General features: G+C 36.5%; 26 protein-coding genes. 14 read left to right on the forward strand and 12 right to left on the reverse strand.

The features are described 5' to 3' along the window. Nucleotides 1-97: 97 nt before the first annotated feature. From BKP35_RS17110 to cysK, 6 genes are all read right to left on the reverse strand, one after another. Complete coding sequence (locus tag BKP35_RS17110) at nucleotides 98-316, reverse strand: DeoR family transcriptional regulator (RefSeq protein WP_071314602.1); 219 nt, start codon at nucleotides 314-316, stop codon at nucleotides 98-100. Nucleotides 317-475: 159 nt separating this feature from the next. Next, a complete protein-coding gene (locus tag BKP35_RS17115; RefSeq protein WP_084031723.1) occupies nucleotides 476-676 on the reverse strand; it encodes a putative motility protein in 201 nt (66 codons plus the stop codon). A 539-nt stretch (nucleotides 677-1,215) separates the two neighbouring features. Continuing rightward, entirely contained in the window at nucleotides 1,216-2,403 is a 1,188-nt protein-coding gene (locus BKP35_RS17120; protein ID WP_071314603.1) for a hypothetical protein, read from the reverse strand. Further along, nucleotides 2,384-3,589, reverse strand: a complete 1,206-nt coding sequence (locus tag BKP35_RS17125) for a DUF58 domain-containing protein (protein ID WP_071314604.1) — start codon at nucleotides 3,587-3,589, stop codon at nucleotides 2,384-2,386. The genes BKP35_RS17120 and BKP35_RS17125 overlap by 20 nt, the downstream gene beginning before the upstream one ends. Then, nucleotides 3,589-4,539: an AAA family ATPase gene (locus BKP35_RS17130; RefSeq protein ID WP_071314605.1), complete on the reverse strand. Its 951-nt coding sequence runs from the start codon at nucleotides 4,537-4,539 to the stop codon at nucleotides 3,589-3,591. Before BKP35_RS17130 ends, BKP35_RS17125 begins: the two co-directional genes overlap by 1 nt. Nucleotides 4,540-4,787: 248 nt before the next feature. After that, the gene (gene cysK, locus BKP35_RS17135; protein ID WP_071314606.1) at nucleotides 4,788-5,723 is read right to left on the reverse strand and encodes a cysteine synthase A; all 936 of its coding nucleotides are present in this window, start codon (nucleotides 5,721-5,723) and stop codon (nucleotides 4,788-4,790) included. Between the two features lie 441 nt (nucleotides 5,724-6,164). On the opposite strand from cysK, the gene thpR reads away from it, so the two are divergent. From thpR to BKP35_RS17155, 4 genes are all read left to right on the forward strand, one after another. Continuing rightward, the gene (gene thpR, locus BKP35_RS17140) at nucleotides 6,165-6,728 is read left to right on the forward strand and encodes an RNA 2',3'-cyclic phosphodiesterase (RefSeq protein ID WP_071314607.1); all 564 of its coding nucleotides are present in this window, start codon (nucleotides 6,165-6,167) and stop codon (nucleotides 6,726-6,728) included. Nucleotides 6,729-7,093: 365 nt separating this feature from the next. Further along, entirely contained in the window at nucleotides 7,094-8,035 is a 942-nt protein-coding gene (locus BKP35_RS17145) for a nuclease-related domain-containing protein (RefSeq protein WP_084031725.1), read from the forward strand. Nucleotides 8,036-8,284: 249 nt separating this feature from the next. Next, entirely contained in the window at nucleotides 8,285-10,411 is a 2,127-nt protein-coding gene (gene pulA, locus BKP35_RS17150; RefSeq protein WP_071314608.1) for a type I pullulanase, read from the forward strand. Nucleotides 10,412-10,662: 251 nt separating this feature from the next. Then, entirely contained in the window at nucleotides 10,663-11,460 is a 798-nt protein-coding gene (locus tag BKP35_RS17155; RefSeq protein ID WP_071314609.1) for a phosphotransferase family protein, read from the forward strand. Between the two features lie 57 nt (nucleotides 11,461-11,517). Here BKP35_RS17155 and BKP35_RS17160 read toward each other — a convergent pair whose 3' ends face one another. Together BKP35_RS17160 and BKP35_RS17165 are read right to left on the reverse strand one after the other, a co-directional pair. Beyond that, the gene (locus BKP35_RS17160; protein WP_071314610.1) at nucleotides 11,518-11,784 is read right to left on the reverse strand and encodes a YtzH-like family protein; all 267 of its coding nucleotides are present in this window, start codon (nucleotides 11,782-11,784) and stop codon (nucleotides 11,518-11,520) included. Nucleotides 11,785-11,856: 72 nt separating this feature from the next. Beyond that, the gene (locus BKP35_RS17165) at nucleotides 11,857-12,669 is read right to left on the reverse strand and encodes a hypothetical protein (RefSeq protein ID WP_071314611.1); all 813 of its coding nucleotides are present in this window, start codon (nucleotides 12,667-12,669) and stop codon (nucleotides 11,857-11,859) included. A gap of 133 nt (nucleotides 12,670-12,802) precedes the next feature. Between BKP35_RS17165 and BKP35_RS17170 the strand changes: the two genes are divergently transcribed. The 4 genes from BKP35_RS17170 (at nucleotide 12,803) to proC (ending at nucleotide 16,011) form a co-directional block, all read left to right on the forward strand. Next, the gene (locus tag BKP35_RS17170) at nucleotides 12,803-13,153 is read left to right on the forward strand and encodes a hypothetical protein (RefSeq protein WP_071314612.1); all 351 of its coding nucleotides are present in this window, start codon (nucleotides 12,803-12,805) and stop codon (nucleotides 13,151-13,153) included. A 61-nt stretch (nucleotides 13,154-13,214) separates the two neighbouring features. Further along, nucleotides 13,215-13,856 carry a tRNA (guanosine(46)-N7)-methyltransferase TrmB gene (gene trmB / locus BKP35_RS17175; protein ID WP_071314613.1) on the forward strand — a complete coding sequence of 214 codons (642 nt, stop codon included), beginning with the start codon at nucleotides 13,215-13,217 and terminating at the stop codon, nucleotides 13,854-13,856. Nucleotides 13,857-14,090: 234 nt separating this feature from the next. Beyond that, nucleotides 14,091-14,936 (forward strand): YtnP family quorum-quenching lactonase, encoded by an 846-nt coding sequence (locus BKP35_RS17180; RefSeq protein ID WP_071314614.1) that lies wholly within the window; start codon nucleotides 14,091-14,093, stop codon nucleotides 14,934-14,936. A gap of 235 nt (nucleotides 14,937-15,171) precedes the next feature. Next, the gene (proC, locus tag BKP35_RS17185; RefSeq protein ID WP_071314615.1) at nucleotides 15,172-16,011 is read left to right on the forward strand and encodes a pyrroline-5-carboxylate reductase; all 840 of its coding nucleotides are present in this window, start codon (nucleotides 15,172-15,174) and stop codon (nucleotides 16,009-16,011) included. 303 nt (nucleotides 16,012-16,314) lie between these two features. Here the strand turns inward: proC and BKP35_RS17190 are convergent, their stop codons facing one another. Beyond that, nucleotides 16,315-16,626: a PepSY domain-containing protein gene (locus BKP35_RS17190; protein ID WP_071314616.1), complete on the reverse strand. Its 312-nt coding sequence runs from the start codon at nucleotides 16,624-16,626 to the stop codon at nucleotides 16,315-16,317. Nucleotides 16,627-16,949: 323 nt separating this feature from the next. Between BKP35_RS17190 and BKP35_RS17195 the strand changes: the two genes are divergently transcribed. After that, nucleotides 16,950-18,023 (forward strand): M42 family metallopeptidase, encoded by a 1,074-nt coding sequence (locus tag BKP35_RS17195; protein ID WP_071314617.1) that lies wholly within the window; start codon nucleotides 16,950-16,952, stop codon nucleotides 18,021-18,023. 126 nt (nucleotides 18,024-18,149) lie between these two features. Continuing rightward, entirely contained in the window at nucleotides 18,150-18,686 is a 537-nt protein-coding gene (locus BKP35_RS17200) for a DUF84 family protein (protein WP_071314618.1), read from the forward strand. A gap of 113 nt (nucleotides 18,687-18,799) precedes the next feature. Here BKP35_RS17200 and phnC read toward each other — a convergent pair whose 3' ends face one another. The 3 genes from phnC to phnD all read right to left on the reverse strand — a co-directional run bounded on the left by phnC (nucleotide 18,800) and on the right by phnD (nucleotide 21,341). Further along, on the reverse strand, nucleotides 18,800-19,534 hold the full coding sequence (gene phnC, locus BKP35_RS17205; RefSeq protein ID WP_071314626.1) for a phosphonate ABC transporter ATP-binding protein: 735 nt from the start codon (nucleotides 19,532-19,534) through the stop codon (nucleotides 18,800-18,802). An 11-nt stretch (nucleotides 19,535-19,545) separates the two neighbouring features. Next, entirely contained in the window at nucleotides 19,546-20,307 is a 762-nt protein-coding gene (gene phnE, locus BKP35_RS17210; RefSeq protein WP_071314619.1) for a phosphonate ABC transporter, permease protein PhnE, read from the reverse strand. A gap of 104 nt (nucleotides 20,308-20,411) precedes the next feature. Continuing rightward, the gene (gene phnD / locus BKP35_RS17215) at nucleotides 20,412-21,341 is read right to left on the reverse strand and encodes a phosphate/phosphite/phosphonate ABC transporter substrate-binding protein (RefSeq protein WP_245741996.1); all 930 of its coding nucleotides are present in this window, start codon (nucleotides 21,339-21,341) and stop codon (nucleotides 20,412-20,414) included. Between the two features lie 101 nt (nucleotides 21,342-21,442). Here phnD and BKP35_RS19735 point away from each other — a divergent pair, with 101 nt between their 5' ends. The 4 genes from BKP35_RS19735 to BKP35_RS17235 all read left to right on the forward strand — a co-directional run bounded on the left by BKP35_RS19735 (nucleotide 21,443) and on the right by BKP35_RS17235 (nucleotide 24,102). Beyond that, the gene (locus tag BKP35_RS19735; RefSeq protein ID WP_169819257.1) at nucleotides 21,443-21,709 is read left to right on the forward strand and encodes a hypothetical protein; all 267 of its coding nucleotides are present in this window, start codon (nucleotides 21,443-21,445) and stop codon (nucleotides 21,707-21,709) included. 189 nt (nucleotides 21,710-21,898) lie between these two features. After that, the gene (locus BKP35_RS17225) at nucleotides 21,899-22,405 is read left to right on the forward strand and encodes a hypothetical protein (RefSeq protein WP_071314621.1); all 507 of its coding nucleotides are present in this window, start codon (nucleotides 21,899-21,901) and stop codon (nucleotides 22,403-22,405) included. 356 nt (nucleotides 22,406-22,761) lie between these two features. Then, complete coding sequence (locus BKP35_RS17230; protein WP_071314622.1) at nucleotides 22,762-23,769, forward strand: PTS sugar transporter subunit IIC; 1,008 nt, start codon at nucleotides 22,762-22,764, stop codon at nucleotides 23,767-23,769. 12 nt (nucleotides 23,770-23,781) lie between these two features. Continuing rightward, the gene (locus BKP35_RS17235; RefSeq protein WP_071314623.1) at nucleotides 23,782-24,102 is read left to right on the forward strand and encodes a thioredoxin family protein; all 321 of its coding nucleotides are present in this window, start codon (nucleotides 23,782-23,784) and stop codon (nucleotides 24,100-24,102) included. Nucleotides 24,103-24,486: the final 384 nt, after the last annotated feature.

Consider the following 24,486-nt stretch of genomic DNA (forward strand, 5'->3'; position numbering starts at 1 on the left):
TTGTAAATTTAAAAATGAACATAAAAATAAAAGTCCCCAACCGGGTAGCTGGGGGAGGGTCATTGTATATTTCTCTATCTTAACTTTTTTTCTTCCATTAGGAAACTTTTGTTTTTTTACTCGTTGTTGTCCATTTTCCACGACTAGGACTCTTTACAAGATTATTGTACTCTAGTACGTTTAAGTCGCGCTGAATTGTTCTCGGGGTAATTCCAAATTCTTCAACTAATTCATTCGTAGAGACAGTCCCCCTTTGCTTAATGTAGAGGTAGACAGACTTGATACGGTTTAGCATTCGATCAGTTGAAGTTTCCAAAAAACCACTCCTTATCATTATCATTTCTTCAAACATAAAGAAATACAGGTTTGTACTTCTAATACAACTGTTTAACGGCTGTAAAAAATGAATTATAGTTCATTTTTATGGTGAATACATGAGCAATATACGCACTAATTGTGGTTTTCTTTATTGAGTTTAAACTTTAATGTCAATGTTATTTCCTAACATTGGATGAGGCGCTGATGTCACTTCACTATTTGGTTGCGTTTTTGCCATATCATCAAGCATCGTAATTGCTTGAGCTGCTTGCGTATTCATTGAGCTGTTAATTAAGCTAAGGTTTAACGTATGTTGCAGCTGGCTGTGATTGGCTGCCATCATTTTACTAAGATTCACATCATAACCTCCTTCATTACAATTGTACAATAATTCCAATAATTTAGCAAAGAAATGCATTAAAATGAGATGTTACGTTTTTGTTAAGAAAACAATTCGCGTTTTATCTTAAAAAATAGGCAGATGTATTTAAAAAGTAAGGATTGAGTATTTGCTACTAAATTCTTACTTTTTGTGTGAAAAAATGGTGGACACTTTCGAGAACGAGCCTCTGAGATTCGTTAGAAGGTGCTCCTGCGGTTACTCGTCGCAAAGCAGCACGGAGCCTTTGTTAAGAAGCGTGCCATGATGTGATTGAGGTCAGTATCTTCACAGCGAAGTGAGGGAAAGTGTCCACCTTTTCATTTTAGATGATGACGGTTAATCGTCATGAGTGTTTTGTATGAATAAGAATGCTCTGTCAATTTTCTTATATTTATTTATTCTGAGTGAATTTCATTATTACCACAAATGAGCCACATCACGCAATATATAGTTTGCGAAGGGTTTTGACGCAACTATATATTGATCTTAGTGGCGAAAATAATGAATTATGAAATTCATTGATTCTTGAGTTGTTTTTTTATTTCTTTAATGACGCGACGGTACTCGTCGCGTTCTTGTTTTGTCACTTCTTTATCACCGTAGCGAACCTTTCGATAAGTTGTTGAAACAACCTCTTTAAGATCAGTACTTACATTTATTTTAGAAAACCAATCTTCCACAGTCTCGTTAGGCATTCTACCTTCGCCTTGTTTTGCTAAAAACTTTTCTAAGTCGTACAGTAAGCGACGAATTTCATTTTTTGGGGCTGTTCTTTTAAACCAACTATGAGGGTCAGTAATTTTCTTTTTTGCAGGTGAAAGTTCGTAATCATCACTTATAGCAACCTCACTCCGCAACATAATCGAACCGTTTTTGCGCAACATTAAAAATAAAATGATAAGTACGAATATCGCCCCAGCAATCCAAATTAAAAAGTCTAAGTTGTAAGTGGCTGGCTCTGTTAAGTCATAATCTCCGGTTGCGGCCCCAAGCATACCTGTACCATCATCAGGGTTTTGCGGTCTAACTTCCAAATTTATTAAAGAGGCTAAATAAACAAAAGGGATCCCTAGTAACCCGAAAAGTAAAATTGATCCTTGGAAAATCGTGTAGACGACTTTATAAATAATTGGATACAATAATATTCCTAATGAAGTGAGGATTCCTATCGCTAATACCTTCCCTAGTTGCCATTTAATAATTGTATACTTATCCCCAAGAGCCTTAGAAGATTGGAACGATAATTTAATGACTGTTAATGTTAACGTCAAAAAGAAATGCCCAAACGTAATGTATAAAAATATTTCGCGACCTTCCATAAAGAAAAAGCCTAAAAAGTAAATCACCCCGACAATAAATGTCACAATAAATAATCCAATTTCGTTTGGGTCATGATCTTTATTGTGGAACAACACCCGCCCAAATACGATCGCAGCTAAAATAAAAGCAAATCCAATGTTGTAACCTAGCGAAATTCCAACCAACGTAATGATAGGTACGAGAATTAAACCAATTTTTTCGTTTTTATATTTTCTAACAAATGGGTCGTAAAATATGATCGCAGTTAATACAGTGACAACGAAAGGAAAAATAGGGGGTGATTGATTTTCGATAAAGTAAAGTGGAATGATGATTAAAAACAACAACAACATTTCTAAACTTAAGTGGAAAAAACGAGTCACATTAATTTGCCATTGCTTCATTTTTCCCACCTCCGATTGGAATGACTTGTCCAACTTCACCTTTACTTTCAACTCGATACACCGTGGTACCATTTTGTTTCCAAGCAAGATAAATGTTTTCTTCTTCGTCACTATATTCCCCTAAATGAATGATGAAAGGTTGATCGCCAGATTTCAGTTCTACTACCTTTAACATCTCATGTGGTTGGGTTGTTACCGCGTTTTTGTTAACTCTTGCTAACAGTTCTAACGCTTTCATTAATTGGTCTTTCCCTAGCCCTGATGGTAAATGAACGCAAACAAGGCGTGGAACTCTAATGTTAATAAAGAGTTCAAATGAAATGTGATGTTTCGTTGCGTATTGACAGATAAAGGCAACTTGACTTAAAACATCTTCAAGTGTTTCGATCGTCATTTGGGAGCGATCCTCATTACGGACGTTGACGACAATTGACCATTTTAACACCGTAGTTTTTTCATAGATTTTTGTTTGTAATTCATTAGTTCTCGCTGAAGCTTTCCAATTAATCCGGTTGAAAGGGTCATTTTGTACGTATTCACGAGTTCCCATCGTCATCATTACATCTTCATGAACGGCATGCTGTTTCGGGTGTTGCCCTTGTTTATGTTGCAATACATGTTCTAAGCCTTTTACAGCCTTAGGTGTAGGGTATACAATCATTTCACCCCGAAAATATCCATTATAATTAAGACGGAGTTGGCTAATTTTTAGTAAATCATGGACCGTATACTCGATCGATCTAATTTGGACCACTCCTCTTTTTAGAGCGGTAATATCGATATTTTGTTGTTTTTTAGTGAAAGGTTGGATTGATAAAGAGTAGCGGTATAAAGATTGCTTATTCACCTCTGTATCAGCAACTTTCACAGCTTCATCAGGATCATATAGGAAAAAGGCTAGCTCTCCATTGAAAATTGGAAACTTACCTTGGTTTTCGATCGGAATGGTAATGCTAGACTTATCTTCTGGAAACATACGCACAATTTCAGTTTCATCTGGAATTGTTGTATTTTTATAGGCATACTTTAAATAATAGCTACTTAGACCGATCAATAATGTTAGTAACATTGCTAAACCGAAAATAAGCGCAGATTGATTAATCAAAGTAACAATGAATAAAATCGGTATCGTTGGGCCTAAAAAACGATAAATTTGAGGTGCTCTATATTCTTGATTCCAGCTCATTAACGAACAGCTCCGGCTTCTACTGGTACTTCTACTTTCTTTAGAATTTCCTTTAATACTTCTTCCTTTGTTCTGCGCATTGATCCTTCAATCGAAAGGACAAGGCGGTGAGAAAGGACGTAAGGTGCCATTAACTTAACATCCTCAGGGCTAACATAATCACGACCGTTAATATAGGCACGAGCTTGTACGGCACGCATTAAGCCAAGTGTCCCACGAGGACTTACTCCAACTTCAATAAACTCTGATTGTCTCGTTTCGGTGATGATTTTCAACATATACGTCTCAACATCTTTAGAAATCGTCACTTTTTTAAGTTCAGTTTGCATCTTGGCAATATCTTCTAACGTAAGCACAACTTCTAATGAATCGATTGGTTCAGTTTCACGATACATCGATAACATTTTTTGTTCTTCATCAATGGTCGGGTAACCGACTTTAATTTGTAGTAAAAAGCGGTCCATTTGTGCTTCAGGCAAAGAGAATGTCCCTTGCTGTGAATCAATTGGGTTTTGTGTAGCGATAACGATAAATGGATTTGGAAGTGGTAATGTTTCGCCATCAATTGTTACTTGGCGCTCTTCCATGACTTCTAGTAAACTTGATTGGGTTCTAGGTGTTGCACGGTTTATTTCATCAGCGAGTAAAATATTGGTCATTACAGGTCCTGGTCGTAGTTCAAAAGCTTGTTCTTTCGGATTGAAAAATTGAATTCCTGTGACATCACTAGGGAGTACATCTGGAGTAAATTGGACACGACGGAACTTAGCATCTAAACATTTAGCGATCGATTTCGCTAACATCGTCTTCCCTGTCCCAGGTACATCTTCTAATAAAATATGGCCACGAGCTAATATCGATATCATGACAGTTTCAGTGATTTCTTCCTTGCCTACAAGGACGGTTGAAATAGACGATTTCATTTCGGCAATTTTCTCTTGACTGTTCATATGAGTCTCCAATCTATGAATTTATTATTTTCCTATATTATTTCATGATTTTCAGATAATGTCGAATATTTTATATTTCCAAAAAACAACTTTTCATATAAAACTTTCATGACGATATATCCGTCACCAAAGATACTGACCTCAATTACTATATGAAAAAAAGCTGCACCATTCATAGATGCCCTCACTATTTGGTAAGGTGAAGGCAATTTATGATGGGCAGCCACTAAAGCTTCGTTCGTCGTGTTTTACTTATCAAAGTCAAATAAATCAGTCGATAAATAACGTTCGCCAGTGTCACAGGCAATAGCAACAACGACGTCATCAGGAGAAAGTCGTTTTGCTACTTCTAACGCTGCAAAACAAGCAGCTCCAGAAGAAGGACCAACGAGAATACCTTCTTCACGAGCGAGTCGCCTCGTAACTTCGTAAGCATCTTCATCTTCAATTTTGAAGATTTCTCCGTAAACATCTTCATTTAAAATTGGTGGCACAAAGCCAGGGCTCGTTCCGACCAATTTATGTGGACCAGGCTTACCACCCGATAAAACAGGTGAACCAGCTGGCTCGACAACGTGAACCGATATTTCAGGATATATTTCCTTTAACTTTTCACCTGTACCAGTAATCGTTCCACCTGTGCCACTTGCTGCGACAAAAGCACTTAAGCTTTTATTAATACTATCTAACGCTTCTTTAATTTCGAGGGCCGTTGTTAAGCGGTGTGCTTCAGGGTTAGAGTTATTCTCAAATTGCATCGGCATGAAGCTATTAGGAATTTCACGAACTAATTCATGAGCTTTATTAATTGCTCCTGGCATCTTTTCATCACCAGGTGTAAGCACTACCTCAGCTCCATAAGCTTTTAAAATATTTATACGTTCTTTACTCATCGTATCAGGCATCGTTAAAACCGCTCGATATCCACGCGCAGCGGCATTCATTGCAAGACCTATGCCGGTATTACCGCTTGTTGGTTCAATGATCGTTGAACCTTTTTTTAACAAACCGTCTTTTTCAGCTTGCAAGATCATTTGGAATGCTGCTCTGTCTTTTACACTCCCGCTTGGGTTCATAAACTCAAGCTTTAAATAAACATCTGCCCCAGTTTTACTTGGTAGATGATTTAATTTTACTAACGGGGTATCACCGATTAAATCTGCAATATTGTTTACAACACGCATTAATTCCACGTCCTTTTCTGCTTAAATTACAGTTAACAATAAAATTAGTATGTTAATCAATTTAGGTAATTATGAAAATCACTCATATACATAATATTTTAACATAATTAACGTGATAATTCCTATCTTTTAAATTGGAATTAAAAAGATCATCGCACATTTTCCATACAAAACACACATGACGGACATTCTGTCACCAAAGCTACTGACCTAAATTACGTCATGAGATACATACATCTTAGAATTTACTTCATGCAGCTTTGCGACGAGTAACCGCCGGAGCATCTCTTACTAATACGGAAAAGGCGGATGATTTCCTTTCCACCCTAACCAACAAACCACAAACCAACAACAACAAACCAATTTAACTTTAATAGCTCAACTTTTGACTCCAAAAGGGTAAAATACGTTATAAGAGGTAAATACAAGGAGGATGTACAATTGTCTCAAACACATTATTTTATAGCAGTTCCAATAGACAGCAAGGTGAAAGAGAAGATTTTTAATTGGAATGAACGAGAGAAACCACCTTTTAAGCGACTTGTTCATAAACAAGACTATCATATTACGTTAGTTTTTTTAGGTGGTATTGGTGAGTCACTGTTAAAAGAGCTTCAAAAGGAACTTAATAAGGTCGTAACTATTCATGCGGCCTTTACATTAACGATAGATGAACTTGGTATTTTTGGACCTCAAAATAGACCGCGAATTTTTTGGGCTGGTGTGAAAAAGGAAGAGAAACTTTTTGAACTTCAAAAAGCGATTTTTCAAACGTGTACTGATCTAGGCGTAGAAGTAGATAAAAGGAGTTATAATCCACATATAACTTTGGCACGAAAATATAGTGGAGATGATCCTTACGTTAGCGATCACCGAAACGCTTCATTTCAATCGTATATGGAAAGTGAAACTTGGCAAGTTTCTAATATTGTTATTTACAGAACCAATTTAGACAAAGTTCCAAAATATGAAGTCGTTGCCTCTTTTCCGTTAAAGTCTTCATAATTGAGTGAATTTCATAATTACCAAAAAAGAGTCATACCAAACAAGATATAGTTGCAAGTGTCTTGGTGCAACTATATCTTGATCTTAGTGACGAAAATAATGAATTATGAAATTCATTAAACTAATTTGGCTAGGACTGGAAATTAAAAAATGATATGATAAAAATATAATTTTTCAGGGCTGACCAAGGCGCTTATGCTTTTCTGTGTCTAGCTTCAGCGCCTAGCTTCTCGAGCGTTTCGGTCCATCAAGATTTGCCTATTCATGAGGAGAAATCGAAGAGGAGGCAAAACGTTGCTGGCCCTCCAACGCTTGTCGAAGCTTACCATGGCGCTTACGCTTTTCTTAAAAATGGGGGGATTTTTTTGGCTCATTTAGTTAAATTAGAAGACTATGTTTCTCGTTATCAGTATGATATGTATCGGTATCCTGGGCAATTTTCTCGTTTGAAGCGGGAGAGGTGGACAAGCCTTAAACAAGAATGGGAAGGATCATATTTAAATGAAAGTCAAACTGTAGAAAAGTACGTGGAACAACAAACAAAATCAATTAAAGGTGCATTTAATAAGTTGAGAAGTTGGTATAAAAGAGAGCAACGAGAAAGTGATCTGGATGCTTTTGAAGAGCAACCGTACCAATTTAAATATAAATCGTTACCTGAGTTAAAACGTCATTTTTTAAAAGAACTTTATGAATTTCAATTAAACTGGGCGAGCTCAACTATTTTGGAAAAGTCGGCTTTAAAGAAAGCTTATTATTTCGATCCTACTCTAAAATGGTTGTTACAATCATTACCAGACAACTATTTTATTCTGTATCATCCGATTGTAAAGTATCCACGTGCTACAGTTGAATTTGATATTTTATTGATCGGACCGACTGAGGTTTACTGTATTGTTCATTTAGCTGGGACGGAACGAACAATATTTCAAACATTCTCAGAAAGATATTGGCTTAGAAAAGATGGTAGTCAAGAAAAGAAAATAATTAATCCGTTCTTATCATTAAATAGAATGAGTACAGTTATAAAAAGAATATTAGATGATACTGAAATTGAAATGACGGTTCGAAAGGCTCTCGTTACGAATGAAGGTTATATTGATGTAAATGTAGCGTGGAGTGGAGCGGAATTTCTTGATCAAAGAAATGTGAAACAATGGGAAGATAAATTAAAAAATAATAAGTCACCAATTAAATCTGTACAACTTAAATTTTCCCAAGCTTTACTAAATGTTTGCCAAACAACTTCAGTAAGTCGCGATCCAATTGAAGAAGATGACGGTATCGTCCAGGAAGAAGAACATTAAACGTTAGTTTTTCTTCCTTTTTTAAATCACATTTGAACGAAGTAATTTTGTCATACATATATATAAATAAGGCCTTTTAACTAAATTTATAAATTTATGAATTTCATTAATTCAATTTTATCGCCATTAAGATCTATATGTAGTCGCGTTAAAGCGCTCGCACCTACATATAACTTGATATGGCTCAATTAAGGTAATTATGAAATTCACTCACATAGTTATACTAACGGTAAGAGAGGAGAGAATGAGATGACGAAAAGTGCTTACATTGATGAACTAACATTAATTACAATTCCTTTTTCTGAAGTAGATGAAGAGCTCTCCAATTTTACAATTACCGATACAAATAATGGTGAAAATTTAACGATAGAAAAATGGTTAAAAAGTGAGGAAAGATGGCGCTATGAACTTTATTTAACAGAGCCAATTTCTTTTGGTAGAAAATACAATGTTATTGCCAATGAAAATATTTTGTTTCATTTGAAAATCGGTCAAGTAGTAAGGACTGTGTCTTTCGATGAATTATTTTTTTACGATCAAGATGATTTAGGTGTTACGTACACAAACCAATCGTCTACGTTTAAACTTTGGGCACCGACAGCTACAAAAGTTGAATTACTACTGTACGAAAATGACACACGGAAAACTTACCCGTTAAAGCGAGAAGCTAAAGGGATTTGGCAGTTAACTATACAAAACGATTTAGAAGGAGCCATCTATACGTACCGTTTATGTATTGACGGTGAGTGGCGAGAAGCTGTTGATCCGTATGCGAAAGCGGTAACGATCAATGGGGAAAAAGGAGTAGTTGTTAACCTATCAAAAACAAATCCTGAAGGTTGGTTAAAAACACCAAAACCTCTTTTAAAAAAAGAGACAGATACGATCATATATGAGCTTCATATAAGGGACTTTTCCATTGATGAAAATAGCGGTATAAAAAGTAAAGGAATATACGAGGGCTTAACCGAAACGAAAACAAAGGGGCCGTGGCAGACAACGACAGGACTAGATTATCTTGTGGATCTAGGTATTACGCATGTTCAATGGTTGCCGATCCAAGATTACGGTAGTGTTGATGAAACGGAGCCACTAAAAACTTATAATTGGGGTTATGACACGATCCATTATAATGCTTTAGAAGGCAGTTATTCTTTTGATCCTAATGATCCTAACTTGCGAATATTGGAATTGAAAAAAGCAGTTCAATCTTGTCACAGCATCGGCTTAAGAGTAATACTCGACGTCGTATACAACCATGTTTATATTCATGAAAAATCTAATTTTGAAAAAATAGTTCCCGGATATTACTTTAGATATAAAGAAGATGGTCGTTTAGCCGATGGAACAGGGGTAGGCAATGACATTGCATCTGAACGTAAAATGGTCCGAAAATTCATCGTAGACTCCGTCGTTTATTTAGCTAGTGAGTATGACGTAGATGGCTTTCGCTTCGACTTAATGGGCATTTTAGATATTGAAACGATGCAACAAATTCGCCAAAGTTTAAATGAGGTCGATCCATCGATATTAATCATTGGTGAAGGCTGGGATTTGGACACCCCTTTAGCCCATCATCAAAAAGCAATTATTGCCAATGCTGAACAGCTGCAAGGTATTTCTTTTTTCAACGATCAATTCCGAGATAAATTGAAGGGAAGTATTTTTGACCATGATAAAAAGGGTTTTTGTAATGGAAATGGTCAGTTTAAAGAAGAAGTTAAAATGCTTGTCAGTGGGAGTACGAAAGAATTTTGTGCTATTGAAGGTCTCTTTAATGACCCGTATCAATCTGTTAATTACGTAGAGTGTCATGATAACCATACTCTTTGGGATAAGCTAACCCTATCTAATCACGATCAGGGTGATGAGACTCGCGCAAAAATTCATAGATTAGCGACAGCGATGACCATTTTAAGTCAAGGAATCCCGTTTTTACATGCGGGGCAAGAGTTTTTTAGAACGAAACAAGGTGTCGAAAATAGTTATTGCTCACCGGATGAAATTAATAAAATAGATTGGAAAAGAAAAGCATTGCACATGGATAACGTGGACTATGTGAAAGGGTTAATCGCCCTACGAAGAAATAATGACGTTTTTCGTTTACGTGACAAAGAAGCAGTAAAAAAGAATATGTTTATTCTCGATACTCCAACTCAATGTATCGCCTATATGTTGAAGAACTCGAATGGAATGTTTGTAGTTATGCATAATGCATCAGAAGAGGAAAAAGAGATTATCCTCCCTGCAAGTGGCAAGTGGGAAGTGTTTGTCGAAGAAGATGTTGCAACGGCAACATCAGTCAACGTTTTGGAAGCCTCAAAAACGATAATTAAAGGCTTATCAACAACAGTGTTGTATCATCCGAAAATATAATAATATTTTAATGAATTTCATCATCAAATATTATCGCTATTAAGTAACTATATGTAGTTGCATTAAGCTGCTCGCAACTACATATAGTTCGATTTGGCTCAACTTATGTAATTATGAAGTTCACTCATTTAGTGTACTAAATAAAAGCTATATTAACTTTTTTTTCGTATGTTCTTTACAAAAAATACGTTATACTAGTATTATTAATGTTTGTCTAGGTTTTTTAAAAAGGTAAATTGAGGGTGAAATTGGTGGAACATTTATTAGGAAAAGAGTGGCAGGTAATGCCTGCTGGAGGTGTAACAGGTGAAGCATACTTTGCTCAGTATGGCGAAGAAAAGCTTTTTTTAAAGCGAAACTCGTCTCCTTTTCTTGCTGTGTTATCAGCGGAAGGGATTGTACCAAAGTTGTTATGGACGAAACGCTTAGAAAATGGCGATGTCATTACTGCCCAAAGATGGGTTAGTGGAAGAGAATTAAAATCTTTTGAAATGAAGCAAGAGCTAGTAGCTCAACTGTTAGGAAAGATCCACCGCTCAAAAGAGCTCCTAGAAATGTTTAAGCGGATTGGTAATTTACCACTTACTCCTCAATCTATATTAAAGGATATAAGAGAAAAACTTTCTAAGTCTAACTGCACTATAGGAGTAGTTTCTGATGCTATGAACTACTTAAATAAAAATATGCAAGATGTTGAGGACAAAGAATATGTCGTTTGTCATGCTGACATTAATCATAACAATTGGATTTTAGGTGAGCAAGGCGATTTGTATTTAATTGACTGGGACGGAGCAATTGTAGCAGATCCTGCCTTAGATTTAGGTTTATTGTTATATTTATATATTCCCACGAAAGACTGGGAAGAGTGGCTATGTAATTATGGTGTAACGTTAGATGATGATTTATGTAAGAGAATGCATTGGTACGTCATCTCACAAATGGTGTATGTGATTTTATGGCATGAAGGCAGAAATGAAAAAGCTGAAATGAAAGATAGTATTTTATATTTAGAAAAGCTTTTACATCCAGATACAGAAGAAACAAATTAAAGATTAAACGGGGTTGACTATTTGTCGACCCCGTTTTTTTAGGCGCTTGCGCTTTTCTTATTCGTGCGGATAGGGTACTGAAATTTCCTCAATCGATTGAATCCATTGACTAATTTGACCACTATTTTCTGTACAATTTCTATTGGCACAATAATCAGCAATACTCGCTAACGTTTGTCGCATCTGATCATCGAGCTCACCCTTGGCTTGAAGTGATTCAGCGAGGCGATGAATTTGATTAAATTCATCTTCGGTTCCATGATTTTGTGCATGTTGATTTTTTAAAATATCAGAAAGTAGCGTCAGTTGGTCTTGATAATTCATTTATACACATCCTTTATGTAACTATTTTACATGTTATGTTGTGTATTAATTGAGCCTTTTATCCACTTTCATTTAATTAAGCATGTTTACGGGGAAATTGAATTTACCAATTTGTTCGATACCTACTTTTTTGACGTACTTTAAATAATTTAATTTCGTAAAAACTTTCGTTAACGCTTTTTCGCGACCTTTCATTGTTGAAAAATTTAGTTTCTGTGTTTCTTTTATTAGTTTTTCTACCTCAATAAAAAGAAGTGGATAGTGAGTTTGAAGTTGCTTTTTGTATTGTTGAAAAAGGTTTTCTTCTATGTATGATAAGTAAAATAGCTTCGTTAGTAAAAATAAGGCATGCTCATTTTCATAAGGCATTAAGTTTCGAAGAGTGCTCCAATGCATTGCATTTTTAAAAATATCATTCGCTAAAAGTTGTTCTCTTTCAGTGATGCGGTATCCGTCTTTTTTTAAACGCTTTGCAATATGGATTTCCTCGACCGTTTGTTGAAAGTCATCGATAAATATTTGAACAGTTTCTGGCGTTTTTTCATTATACAAAAAGCGATAAAATTTTTGTTTTTCGATGAGAAGAATTTTTTCAAGCTCTTGGGCGATCGCAATATCTAAAAGTTCATTCGTATATTCTTCTAAATCTTTTGTCCCGATAACGATGACAGCTTTTTCTTGGTCAAAAAGAGTGGTTGTTACTTCACCATAATCGCTAGAAATCGGGTGTAAATTTCCGTTAATAATTATAACGTTTTCTTGCTTTAATGTTTCTAAATATTTTTCATAAGTTTTTTCAGAAACAAAAAGCTCGTCAGTTTCACCGTGCTCGGAAATGTAGTAAGGAATTGTAAAGCTAAAAACGGGTTCAGGCTGGTTAAGCAATTTATTCACATCCTTTACGTAACTGTACTTTTACTTGTATATCCAATTTTATCGTTAAATAACGGGGAGTTAAAGAATAGTCTCTTTTATGGTAAACTACGTTAGGTAGTATGAAAAGAGGGGAGAATAAGTTTTGATTTTTTCAGAGCAGTTAATAGATAATATTTATACGGAAACAAAAGCTATGTTAAACGATGTGAAAATGAAAAAGGAAGACCTCTTGGAAGAGGTTAAAATCTTTGAACTTACAATGAAACAAGTGAAAAACCATCCGTGGCAACAACTTTCAATTGAAAAGGCAGAGCTAGATACGAAAAGTGCCTTATATCATAAAATTCAAACGTCTTACGTTGGCGAAGATCCAGAAGAAGATTATAAAAAAGTGATCGTATGGCAGATTGCTGATATGTTATATGTCACAGCGGCCGTCGATCATGACCCTAGTTATTCGTTAAAATGGGACGTTGTTGTTTTTAACGCTTAATGTTAGCAGGAAAATTCAAAAGAATGTTGAAAAAAGAACAATGTAAGTGAGGTTAATTATTATGAGATTAAGAAATAAACCAGGTGCATCTGAAGAGCTTTTAAGTCACCCTAATATTGTGATTCAACAACCAAAAGCCTGTAAAGGGAAATGGCACGAAATATTCGGCAACGACAATCCGATCCATATCGAAGTTGGAACAGGGAAAGGACAGTTCCTAACGGGAATGTCACAACTGCATCCTAATATTAATTATATAGGAATTGAAAAATACGATAGTGTTATTATTACTGCATTAGAGCGAATACAAGAAGCTGGAATGGAAAACTTTAAACTGCTAAATGAAGATGTTGTCCATTTAACAGAGTATTTTTCAGAGGATGAAGTTGAAAGAGTTTATATTAACTTTACTGATCCGTGGCCGAAAAATCGTCATGAGAAGCGTCGGCTAACTCACGAAGGCTTCTTAAAGATGTATGAACAAGTCTTACCAAAAAATGGGGAGATCCATTTTAAAACAGACAATCAAGGCTTATTTGAGTATTCTCTTCATAGTTTTTCAAAGTACGGAATGATCCTCAATAATGTTAGCTTAGACCTTCATAATAGTGACTTCGAAGGCAACGTAATGACGGAGTATGAGGAAAAGTTTTCGTCAAAAGGAATGAGAATTTATCGTTGCGAAGCACAGTTTCGGGGTTAGTTGGTTAGTTTGTTAGTTGGTTAGGGGTTAGTTTGATAGGTAATGACGGTGCTTCGTCATGTGCGTCTTGTATGAAAATAAAATGACGGTCGACTTTTCCGAACAAGCCTCTAAAGTCGGTACGAGTTTACAGCGAAGTGAGGGAAATCGACCGGAATTTTTTCATATTAGATAGTGACGTTAAATCGTCATGAACTTTTTTTATGAAATAAACAAGAAAAAGGGGGAGGAACTATGGAACAATTAAAAGTAGGCGAGATAACATTTACGTGGTTAAATGGAGGCGTTACTCATATGGACGGAGGAGCGATGTTTGGTGTCGTTCCTAAGCCATTGTGGGAGAGAAAATATCCCCATAACGACTTTAACCAAATTGAACTTCGAACAGATCCGATTTTAGTACAAGTTGATGGTAAAAATATTTTAATTGAAACAGGCATTGGCAATAACAAATTTTCGGAAAAGCAAAAGAGAAATTATGGAATTACTGAAGAATCAATGCTGGAAGCTAATTTAAACGAATTAGGAATTTCAACGAGAGATATTGATTACGTATTAATGACCCATATGCACTTTGACCATGCTAGTGGGATTGCAAAGTGGCAAGGAGAAGATCTTGTTCCTACGTTTGAAAACGCAACTGTTATTGTAAGTGAAATTGAATGGGACGAACTTCAAAAGCCTAACATGCGCTCCCGTAATACGTATTGGGAAGAAAATTGGAAACCAATCCAACACCAGGTTCGAACGTTTGCGGATAAAGTAGAGGTTATCCCAGGTGTAGAGGTACACCATACTGGTGGTCATAGTAATGGACACAGCATTATAAAAATTGAGCGGTCTGGAGAAACGTTCATACATATGGCAGACTTAATGCCAACCCACGCTCATCAAAATCCGCTTTGGGTTCTTGCTTACGACGATTATCCGATGGATTCTGTTTTTGCCAAAGAGAAATTGCTGAAGGCAAGTTTAGAGCAAGAAGCGTGGTTCATTTTTTATCATGATTATAAGTACCGCGCCTTAAAATGGAGTAAAGATGGTAAAGAGGTTACAAAAGAAGTGTTACGAGAAAGATAGTTTTCAAATAGTCCATTTTTACAAATCCAAATAATTATAGATAAGATCGATTTAAATACAGACGTAAGAGCCGATTATAATGCATAATCGCTCTTATTTTTGTTTTAAGACGTTTTGTTACCGTTTTCCTTCACTATCTCATCGTTATAGTCACGACTTCCTTAAAAGCTGTTGTGGTCATACTAAGTGGCATGTTAGCATGAAGGGCATATGTAAATAGTGGAGGGACAATGTTATGTTAACGAATGAAATGATCGCCTTTATTGGAGCAGGCTCTATGGCTGAGGCAATGATTGCTGGACTAGTAAAAAATAAGATTGTTGCTCCTGAACAAATAATCGTAACAAATAAAAGTAATAAAGATCGACGAGATGCACTGCAAGAAAAATACGGTGTTTTAGTTACTGAAAACATGAATTTTGCTGTTAAAGAAGCTGGGATCGTCATTTTAGCGATGAAACCGAAAGATATTGCTTCAATAACTGAAAAGTTACGAGGTCAAGTTACAGAAAAACATGTATTAATGAGTGTGTTAGCAGGTATTAGTACGCCATTTTTAGAAACTGAGTTAGGGATTGAAATTCCTGTTATTAGAGTAATGCCAAATACGTCAAGTATGGTAGGGGCCTCTGCTACAGCGATTACTGGAGGAAATTTTGTAACGATGCCACAAATTTGGATGGCTAAACAATTACTTTCAGCGATTGGGCAAGTGTATGTCATCGAAGAGGATGAGATGGACGTTTTCACTGGTGTTGCTGGCAGTGGGCCAGCATACTTTTATAAATTGGTAGAGCACTTACAAAAAGCAGCCGAAGAAAGTGGATTAGATCCGGCAATTTGTCAGGATGTAGCAGTACAAACGATTGTTGGGGCTGCGAAAATGCTAGAAGAAACGAATAAAGCCCCTGTAACGTTAAGGGAAAATGTAACATCTCCTAACGGAACTACCGAAGCGGGCTTAAATGCGCTGCAAAAAGTTGGTGGTTGTACTGCCATTGAAGAAGCTGTAAAAGGAGCGACTCAACGTTCAAAGCAACTTCGATCTGAGTTTGAGGCGGTTAGAATTAAATAAAAAGTTTTTCATTCATGAAATATTCGCTAAAAACCGAAAAACTCGAATCAATTAGCGCATTGAATCTGTCAATGAGCTGTTAATTTCTATAAACTGGAAAAATTGTGCATATTGAAGCACTCAATACGCAGAGATTAGCCACAAACTGGAAAAACTGTGCATAATGAAGCGCTCAATACGCAGAGATTAGCCACAAACTGGAAAAAACGTGCATAATGAAGCGCTCAATACGCAGGGATTAACCACAAACTGGAAAAACCCTACGCATTGAAGCCTTCAATGCGTAGGGCATGTTAAAATTATTTAATCTTGCGACGAAAGTTCTAAAATTGCGCCTGTTTCGCCATCGACAATAAAATCAAACTGATAAAATTCACCTTCCATTGTACAAGAAATTCCACCGCGGTAAACTTTATAATTAATAAATTTTCTCTCGAAGTCTTCGGGGATCATATGGATCCACGAACCTTCAATGGCCCCTTGCTGTCCGACCTTTCTTTTAACAATACGCAAAGCTTTTTCCGGTGAGATAAGTTCTTTAGATAATTGTTCTTTTAGGACCGTACCAGCTAAAAGGCCAACACCGACTCCAACTAAAAATCTTTTCAAGCTCATAAAAAACACCTCTTCCTTAACAAAATTCAAAACTTTTTATACATTAAGAAGCGATAAATTTTTTCATGAAAGCTGTGTATCGATGATGTAAAAAATTTAAAGTCTTAAGTATAAGTGAAACAACGCTTCTGTGTCCGCCAAAAATTTAACATTCGGCTAGTTTCCTTTTATGGTTATTATAGTTATTTTTTCCTTAATAATATACTAAAACAAGATAAAATAGAAACCTTTTGGAAAAAATGATGGGGAATAGTGGCAACATTCGCTAACTTTCGTTAAAATAGACATGTACATAATATTACGGTACTCGAAAGGAGTAAACAATGAATCAAGAAACTTTACAGTTATTTAAAACGTTAACAGAACTTCAAGGTGCACCAGGTTTTGAACATCAAGTAAGAAAATTTGTACGTAGTGAATTAGAAAAATATACGGATGAGATTATCCAAGATCGTCTTGGGAGTATCTTCGGTGTTAAACGTGGCGATGAAAACGGACCAAAAGTTATGGTTGCTGGACATATGGATGAAGTAGGCTTCATGGTTACTTCAATTTCAGATAAAGGTTTAATTCGTTTTCAAACACTTGGTGGTTGGTGGAGCCAAGTATTACTCGCTCAACGTATGCAAATTATGACAGATAACGGACCAGTTGTTGGTGTTGTAGGTTCAATCCCACCACATTTACTTGACGAAGCAAAGCGAAATAAGCCGATGGAAATTAAAAATATGTTTATTGATATTGGTGCAGACGATAAAGAAGATGCTTTAAAAATTGGCATTAAACCAGGTCAACAAATCGTACCGATTTGTCCGTTTACACCAATGGCTAATGAAAAGAAAATTTTAGCGAAAGCATGGGATAACCGTTACGGTACTGGTCTTTCTATTGAACTGTTGAAAGAACTACAAGGTGAAAAGACACCAAACATTTTATTCTCAGGTGCAACTGTACAAGAAGAAGTAGGTCTAAGAGGCGCGCAAACTGCAGCAAACATGATTCAACCTGATATCTTCTTTGCTTTAGATGCAAGTCCTGCTAACGATGCTACTGGTGATAAAGATGCATTTGGCCACTTAGGAAAAGGAGCACTTTTACGTATTTATGATCGCACTATGGTGACTCATCGTGGTATGCGTGAATTTATTTTAGATACTGCCGAAAGTAACAACATTCCATACCAATACTTTATTTCTCAAGGAGGAACCGACGCAGGAAGAGTTCACGTTTCAGGTGATGGTGTCCCATCAGCCGTGATCGGAGTTTGTTCTCGTTACATTCACACTTCTGCATCGATCGTTCATGTTGATGACTATGCAGCAGCGAAAGAATTAATCGTCAAGCTTGTAAAAACAACAGACAAAACAGCGGTTGAAACTATTAGAAATAACAGTTAATATAAGAATATAGGTGAATGAAATTTCATCTAGCACAATTAAAAAAATTGTAAAATGCGGAAAAAAACAGACTCGGAAGCCAGCCGGGTCTGTTTTGTTATATAGATGAGGTGGTAGTAGCATATTATGAAAATTGCAATCGGCTCAAAAAATCCAACAAAAATAGCTGCAGTAAAGAATGTGTTAGGGGACGGTTATGAAGTCATTTCTGTTGATGCCCCTTCACTCGTTTCTGAGCAGCCATTTGGCGATGAGGAAACTGTCAATGGTGCATTAAACCGTGCCAGAGCTTGTATAGAAGCTGATGATATTGATTTTGCTATCGGTCTTGAAGGTGGAGTACAAGATTCTAAATATGGTTTAATGGTGATTAACTGGGGAGCGCTCGTAGATAAAAATGGAAATGAATTTGTTGCAAGTGGTGCTAGAGCCCCACTTCCAGGAGAGGTTGCATTATTGGTTCTCGAAGGTAATCCTTTAGGAAAAGCAATTGATTTGTATACAAAGCGAATAGGTGTTAGCAAAAAAGAGGGGGCGATGGGGATTGTTACAAATAGTCGTATTAATCGCGACGAAATGTTTACCCATGTCGTTAAAGCATTGGTAGGGCAATATGAGTACAAGTCAGCTGTATCTGAATATTGGAGAAAAATTACGGAGTGAGTCTCGCGCGTTTAAAAATGATTTGATTAGAAAAAAGTAACGTAGTACCGTCATACTATCCCTAATAGTGGAATGAAAATAAAACAGTAACGCGAGCGCGTCTCGCGTTACTGTTATAAATATACCTCATTATAGACTTCGTCAGTAAATTTTTCAGGATCGTCATCAAAAATTACTTTGCCTTCTCTTAATGCAATAATTCGAGTCGCATATTTTTTTGCCAAAATGACATCATGAACGTTAATGATTGTTAATAAACCGTAATCATTATGAATCGATTGTAACAACTGAAAAATTCGATTTGCTGTTCCCGGGTCTAAGCTAGCTACTGGTTCATCGCCTAAAAATACTTTTGGGTTTTGTAATAAAGCTCGAGCAATAGCAACACGTTGCTTTTGACCACCACTTAAAGCTTCAACCCGTTTATGTTTATGTTGTGCTAAATCTACACCTTCGATCATTTTCAAAGCTAAATGCTTTTCCTCTTTAGAAAAAATGCCAAATAGATTTTTTATTGGTGGACGTTTTCCGAACATACCCGTTAAAACATTTTGCATGACGGATAACCTCGGAATTAAGTTAAAGTGTTGAAAAATCATTCCCATTTCGACACGTACTTGACGCAACTCTTCTTCTTTTAGCTGAAAAATATTTTTATCGTTCAAAATAACAGAACCTTCTGTAGGTCGTTGTAAGCCGTTTAAACAACGAATAAACGTTGATTTTCCAGCACCACTTTTCCCGAGGATACAAACAAATTCCCCTTTTTGAAAGTGAATATTTACATCTGAAAGGGCATTTTCTGTCGCTTTAGGATAAATAACATTTAAATTTTTTACTTGTAACATATTAATCACCTTTAAATAACCCTTTCTCGTATTTTCCCACCGATAAAGTCAACGACAATAACGAGAACAATAATAACAATGATGTCCATTGCTACCGACTTGTATTGGAATGTTTGAAAATGGTTAAATAGTTGTTGCCCAATTCCGCCTGCTCCGATAAAGCCTAAAATTAAAGACGTACGAATCGCAACCTCAAACCTGTAGAAGAAATGACTCAATACATTCGGCCAAATTTGCGGCAGGATCGAAAATAGCACAGCAATCCACCTTGTCGCACCAACTGACTTCATTGCTTCTTGCGGACCTTGTTCAGCAGACTCGATGAGCTCTGAAATTAATTTTCCTAATACACCTATGTTGTGTAACATGATCGCTAGTACTGCTGGAAATGGGCCTAAACCTAACGATACAACAAAAATTAGTCCGAATACAATTTCAGGAATTGAACGAAGGCCACTAAGCATTGAGCGATTAAACCAACATAAAATCGGGTGTCTACTCGTGTTTCTTGCAGCCATAAAGCTAAGTGGAATTGCAATAATCAAAGCTATAATTGTCCCTAAAAATGCCATCGATAGTGTAACAATCGAGGCTTCGATAAGTCTTCCTAAAATGCCCCAATTAGGAGGGAAAAATTGTTCGCGAATAAAATGAAACATGTTAGGGATATTTTTAAATTTTTCAAACTCAAATTGAGTTTGTTCCATACTAAACCAAATGGCCACAGCTAAAAATAAGCCTATAAAAATATATTTTGGTCTAAACCAAACCATAAAAACTTCTCCCTTGTAAAAAAATTACAGTTAGTCGTAAATCTGTGAAAGAGGAACGCATAAGCATTCCCCTTTTAGTATAATATTTTTACTATTAATATTCCTTAATTTCCACCTAAATCATCATCCATACGCCCGTCTAAGATCGCAGCGTTTCGAATTGCATCATAATCATCATTTGTAGCTGTTGTAAATGCTGTCGCACCAAAAGCGTTTAAAATATCTTCATCGGTGATAGCGACGAATGCGTCTTGGATCTCTTGAATGGTTGCTTCATCCATATCTGAACGAACGGCCCAAGGATATTGAAAGATCTCTTCTGATTTCCAAATGATTTTATAATCATCTTCGTTAATAGCACCTGAACGAATTCTCGCCTCAAAAATGGCACTATCTATAGCACCAACATGTACACTACCGTTTACAACTGATTCAGCAACAATATCGTGACTTCCTGTATAAGTAACTGCATTGAAATCATGGTCGTTAGCGTCACGGAAAACGCCTCGCTCTTTAAGTTCAACACCAGGAATTAATGAACCAGATGTAGAAGAAGGACTTGCAAATGCTAGGTCAATATTTTCCTTTTCTTCTAATAATTCATTTAGAGTTTCCCAAGGGGAATCAGCTCTCGTAATAAAATACGAATGGTAATAAGGTTCGCCATTAACTAATTGTGTAATAATTGCCTCTACACCACTGCGGTTATGAGCAATAACATAAGTTAATGGACCGAAATAGGCCATATCAATATGACCGTAGTTGATTGCTTCAACAACCCCGTTATATGCTGGGTAATAATCGATTTCCACCGTTCTATTAAGCTTTTCCTCTAGCTCTAGTTGGAGTTTGTTAATGGCCGTTTCCATTTCTCCTTCTGATTGTGAAGGAATCAGGCCAATCACTAACTCGCCTTTTTCTTCTGTAGTAGTTGCTTCGTTTCCTTCTGCTTTATTACCTTCATCTGTATTACCGCCACATGCAGCTAGCACTAAAATAAAAGCAAAAAACATCATAAGAAATCCCTTTTTCACTTTACCTTCACCTCGATAATTTTTAGTAATTGTTCTAATAACAAAGTATTATTAAGATAACATGAAAACTATAAAATTACTAATAAAAATCGTTAGAACCCATGAAATACCAAAAAGTCGAATGGCGTCAAGGGTTGTCAACGAAGTTCGGCATGAGTTATTATTATAATGGTAGTTTTCTATCATTAAACATAATGGATGATATTCTTATTAGTAATGAAATTGAGTACAAATTAACTCTGGTAATTATCGTTTTTTTTTATGAAAATAGTTGGTTTGTTGGTTTTAGGACCTTCGCCCGACTTTTCATGTTAGATGGTAACGACATGCATGCCGTCATGGGTTTTTGGATGAAAAAAAGTGGATGATTTCGTGAACGAGCCTCTGAGATTCGACAGAAGGTGCTCCTGCGGTTACTCGTCGCAAAGCAGCACGGAGCCTTTGCTACCTTTGCTAAGAAGCGTGCCATGATGTGATTGAGGTCAGTAGCTTTGGTGACGGAATACCATCATGATGGTGTTGAAAGGTGATTAATTTATCAATGGGAGGTATTACTTTTGAAACGTAATTTACTAGTTTTAAGTATACTAATTACGATACTAGTCATAACAGGTTGTAATGTAACGCAAGAACAAGCAATTGACTATGCAAAGGAAACATTTGAAACAGGGATAGCGACAGAAACGAAAGAACCAAATCGAGAAACTGATTTGTTTAGTTATTTTTTACCTCCTGGATTAAATGTTCAAGAGGCCTCTGAAAACAATCTTATTTTATCAAGAGGCAACCAAATATATATCATTTTTTCCAACCCAGCTGAAGATAGCCTTAGTACAGTAAATTATGAGCAAGATCGTGAGGTAGAAGAAAAAGCGATTTTAACAGAGACATATACAGATGAAGAAGCTTTCAGTTATATTATCGTTGCCCCGCAGGAGGATGACGAATATAAAGTAATTGTCGGTATAGGTGGCGAAAAAGGAACCACAATTTCAAACAAAGCTAACATAAGAAGTAGTGTTGAAACGATTATCGACGTGATCAAATCCGTTACTTATGAATAGGTTAGCCAAGGGTGTCACATAAGTGTCAGCTCACTAGAGAAAGCTACTAATATAGACGTGTTTTATTTAATTTTATTTCGGTCTATATTTAGTACGTAACGGTGACTAACACTTTTTGGGGACACCCTCATTTTTTTTTATAATGGGACTGTCCCATAAGTGTCTGACACCATGTAGAACTTCTAAATATGGACGTATTAATTTATTATCCGTCTATATTTGGTGCCTAACGGTGTCTGACACTTTCTTTTGGGACAGTCCCTTTTCGCCACTAAGATCAATATAGAATTGCGTCAAAACCATTCGTAAACTATATATTGCGTAAGGATAAATATTTAATTAAGAAGGTGTTTAGTGTGAATGTTTTTTTACGTAAAAAAGGAGTTGAACTTTCTTTCAGAACGTATTTTGTTACCGCTCTGAGCTATATGGCCCTCGGTTTATTTTCTTCATTAATTATTGGGCTTATTATACGAACCGCCGGTGAACAGTTTGGACTTTCGTTTTTTGTGGATATGGGGACATTAGCGATGGACTTAATGGGGCCTGCGATCGGGGTTGCTGTAGCCTATGGTCTAAAGGCACCGAGGCTTGTTCTTTTTTCAGCAATCGTAGCTGGAGCTGCCGGTGCACCTCTTGGTGGTCCAGCAGGTGCCTTTTTAGCTGCACTGTTTGCAACGGAAATAGGTAAACTTGTCTCACAAGAAACACGTTTAGATATTATTGTCACCCCATTTGTAACAATAGCGACTGGATTTACGGTTGCCTCAACAATAGGACCTATTATCGCAGAGGGGATTGCAAGCTTTGGACAACTAATCATGTGGGCAGTTGATCGTCAACCGTTTATAATGGGGGTATTAGTCGCTTTACTGATGGGGCTTGCGTTAACAGCACCGATTTCTAGTGCGGCAATTGCTTTTATGCTAGGTTTAGAAGGCCTTGCTGCGGGTGCTGCTACAGTAGGTTGCGCCGCACAAATGATTGGGTTTGCAACTAGTAGTTATCGAGAAAATGGTTTTTCTGGATTTATAGCTTTAGGTATAGGTACGTCTATGTTACAGATAGGAAATATTGTGAAAAACCCATTTATTCTCATTCCTCCTACAGTAGCGGGAGTCATTTTAGCCCCTTTCGCTACGATTGTCTTTCAATTAGTGAATAATCCAGCAGGAGCTGGGATGGGGACAAGCGGATTTGTAGGGCAAATAATGACATTTACAGAAATGGGTTTTACTTTGGACGTTGCATTTGCCGTTTTACTACTTCATTTTATTGGGCCGGCTGTGATAAGCTTATTACTGTCAGAATGGCTTAGAAAAATAGGCTTGATTAAATTTGGGGATATGAGAATTGAAAAGTAAGGGGAGATCGTAGTGAAATCGTTACAATCGAAAGAAATGTATTTAGATGAAATTAAGGAAGGTTTATCTGTCGTTATGTTTTCAGCTAATTGGTGTCCGGATTGTGTCGTTATTGAGCCGGTACTACCAGAAATTGAAGAAAAATTTTCTGAGTTTACGTTTTATTATGCTGATAGAGATCAACTAATTGATTTATGTGCTGAGCTAGATATTTTCGGTATTCCTAGTTTTATTGCCTACAAAGATGGGAAAGAGCTAGACCGTTTTGTTAGTAAAGAGCGTAAAACTCCAGAGCAAATCGAAACCTTTCTTCAAAAAGCTTTGGAAAAATAAATAGCAGTTAGAAAAGGAGGTGGCATTACTGCTATCTCTTTTTTGTGTAGTTGGTTTGTTGGTTAGTGGCTGGTTGGTTAGGAACCACGCCCGCCTTTTCCCTATTAGATGGTGACGGTAAATCTTCATGAGCTAAATGGTCTTGAATGCAACTAACGACAAACCAACAAACCAACAAACCAACTAATCAACAGATAAGTGCTATCCTTTTGAACTGAGTGATGATCATGTTAAAATAAAAAGGTAAATTAAAAAAGGAGCATTCCTGTTAGAAGGATTTTCGGGGACTTGAAAAAAAAAGAGCCCTCCTGGTATGATACGGGGTGTCAAATCGTGCACCGAGATGACCCCTAACTTAGTTAACCAAGGAGGACTTCATAATGA

Origin of the sequence: Anaerobacillus arseniciselenatis, assembly GCF_001865995.1 — a bacterium.
Taxonomy (GTDB): domain Bacteria; phylum Bacillota; class Bacilli; order Bacillales; family Anaerobacillaceae; genus Anaerobacillus; species Anaerobacillus arseniciselenatis.

Coding starts and splice junctions, on each gene's coding strand:
- BKP35_RS17120 (WP_071314603.1), bottom strand. CDS start 2,403: ATGAAGCAATGGCAAATTAATGTGACTCGTTTTTTCCACTTAAGTTTA.
- BKP35_RS17180 (WP_071314614.1), top strand. CDS start 14,091: ATGGAACAATTAAAAGTAGGCGAGATAACATTTACGTGGTTAAATGGA.
- pulA (WP_071314608.1), top strand. CDS start 8,285: ATGACGAAAAGTGCTTACATTGATGAACTAACATTAATTACAATTCCT.
- cysK (WP_071314606.1), bottom strand. CDS start 5,723: ATGCGTGTTGTAAACAATATTGCAGATTTAATCGGTGATACCCCGTTA.
- BKP35_RS17125 (WP_071314604.1), bottom strand. CDS start 3,589: ATGAGCTGGAATCAAGAATATAGAGCACCTCAAATTTATCGTTTTTTA.
- BKP35_RS19735 (WP_169819257.1), top strand. CDS start 21,443: ATGAAATACCAAAAAGTCGAATGGCGTCAAGGGTTGTCAACGAAGTTC.
- BKP35_RS17160 (WP_071314610.1), bottom strand. CDS start 11,784: ATGAATTATCAAGACCAACTGACGCTACTTTCTGATATTTTAAAAAAT.
- BKP35_RS17200 (WP_071314618.1), top strand. CDS start 18,150: ATGAAAATTGCAATCGGCTCAAAAAATCCAACAAAAATAGCTGCAGTA.
- BKP35_RS17130 (WP_071314605.1), bottom strand. CDS start 4,539: ATGAACAGTCAAGAGAAAATTGCCGAAATGAAATCGTCTATTTCAACC.
- BKP35_RS17190 (WP_071314616.1), bottom strand. CDS start 16,626: ATGAGCTTGAAAAGATTTTTAGTTGGAGTCGGTGTTGGCCTTTTAGCT.
- phnE (WP_071314619.1), bottom strand. CDS start 20,307: ATGGTTTGGTTTAGACCAAAATATATTTTTATAGGCTTATTTTTAGCT.
- proC (WP_071314615.1), top strand. CDS start 15,172: ATGTTAACGAATGAAATGATCGCCTTTATTGGAGCAGGCTCTATGGCT.
- BKP35_RS17195 (WP_071314617.1), top strand. CDS start 16,950: ATGAATCAAGAAACTTTACAGTTATTTAAAACGTTAACAGAACTTCAA.
- phnC (WP_071314626.1), bottom strand. CDS start 19,534: ATGTTACAAGTAAAAAATTTAAATGTTATTTATCCTAAAGCGACAGAA.
- trmB (WP_071314613.1), top strand. CDS start 13,215: ATGAGATTAAGAAATAAACCAGGTGCATCTGAAGAGCTTTTAAGTCAC.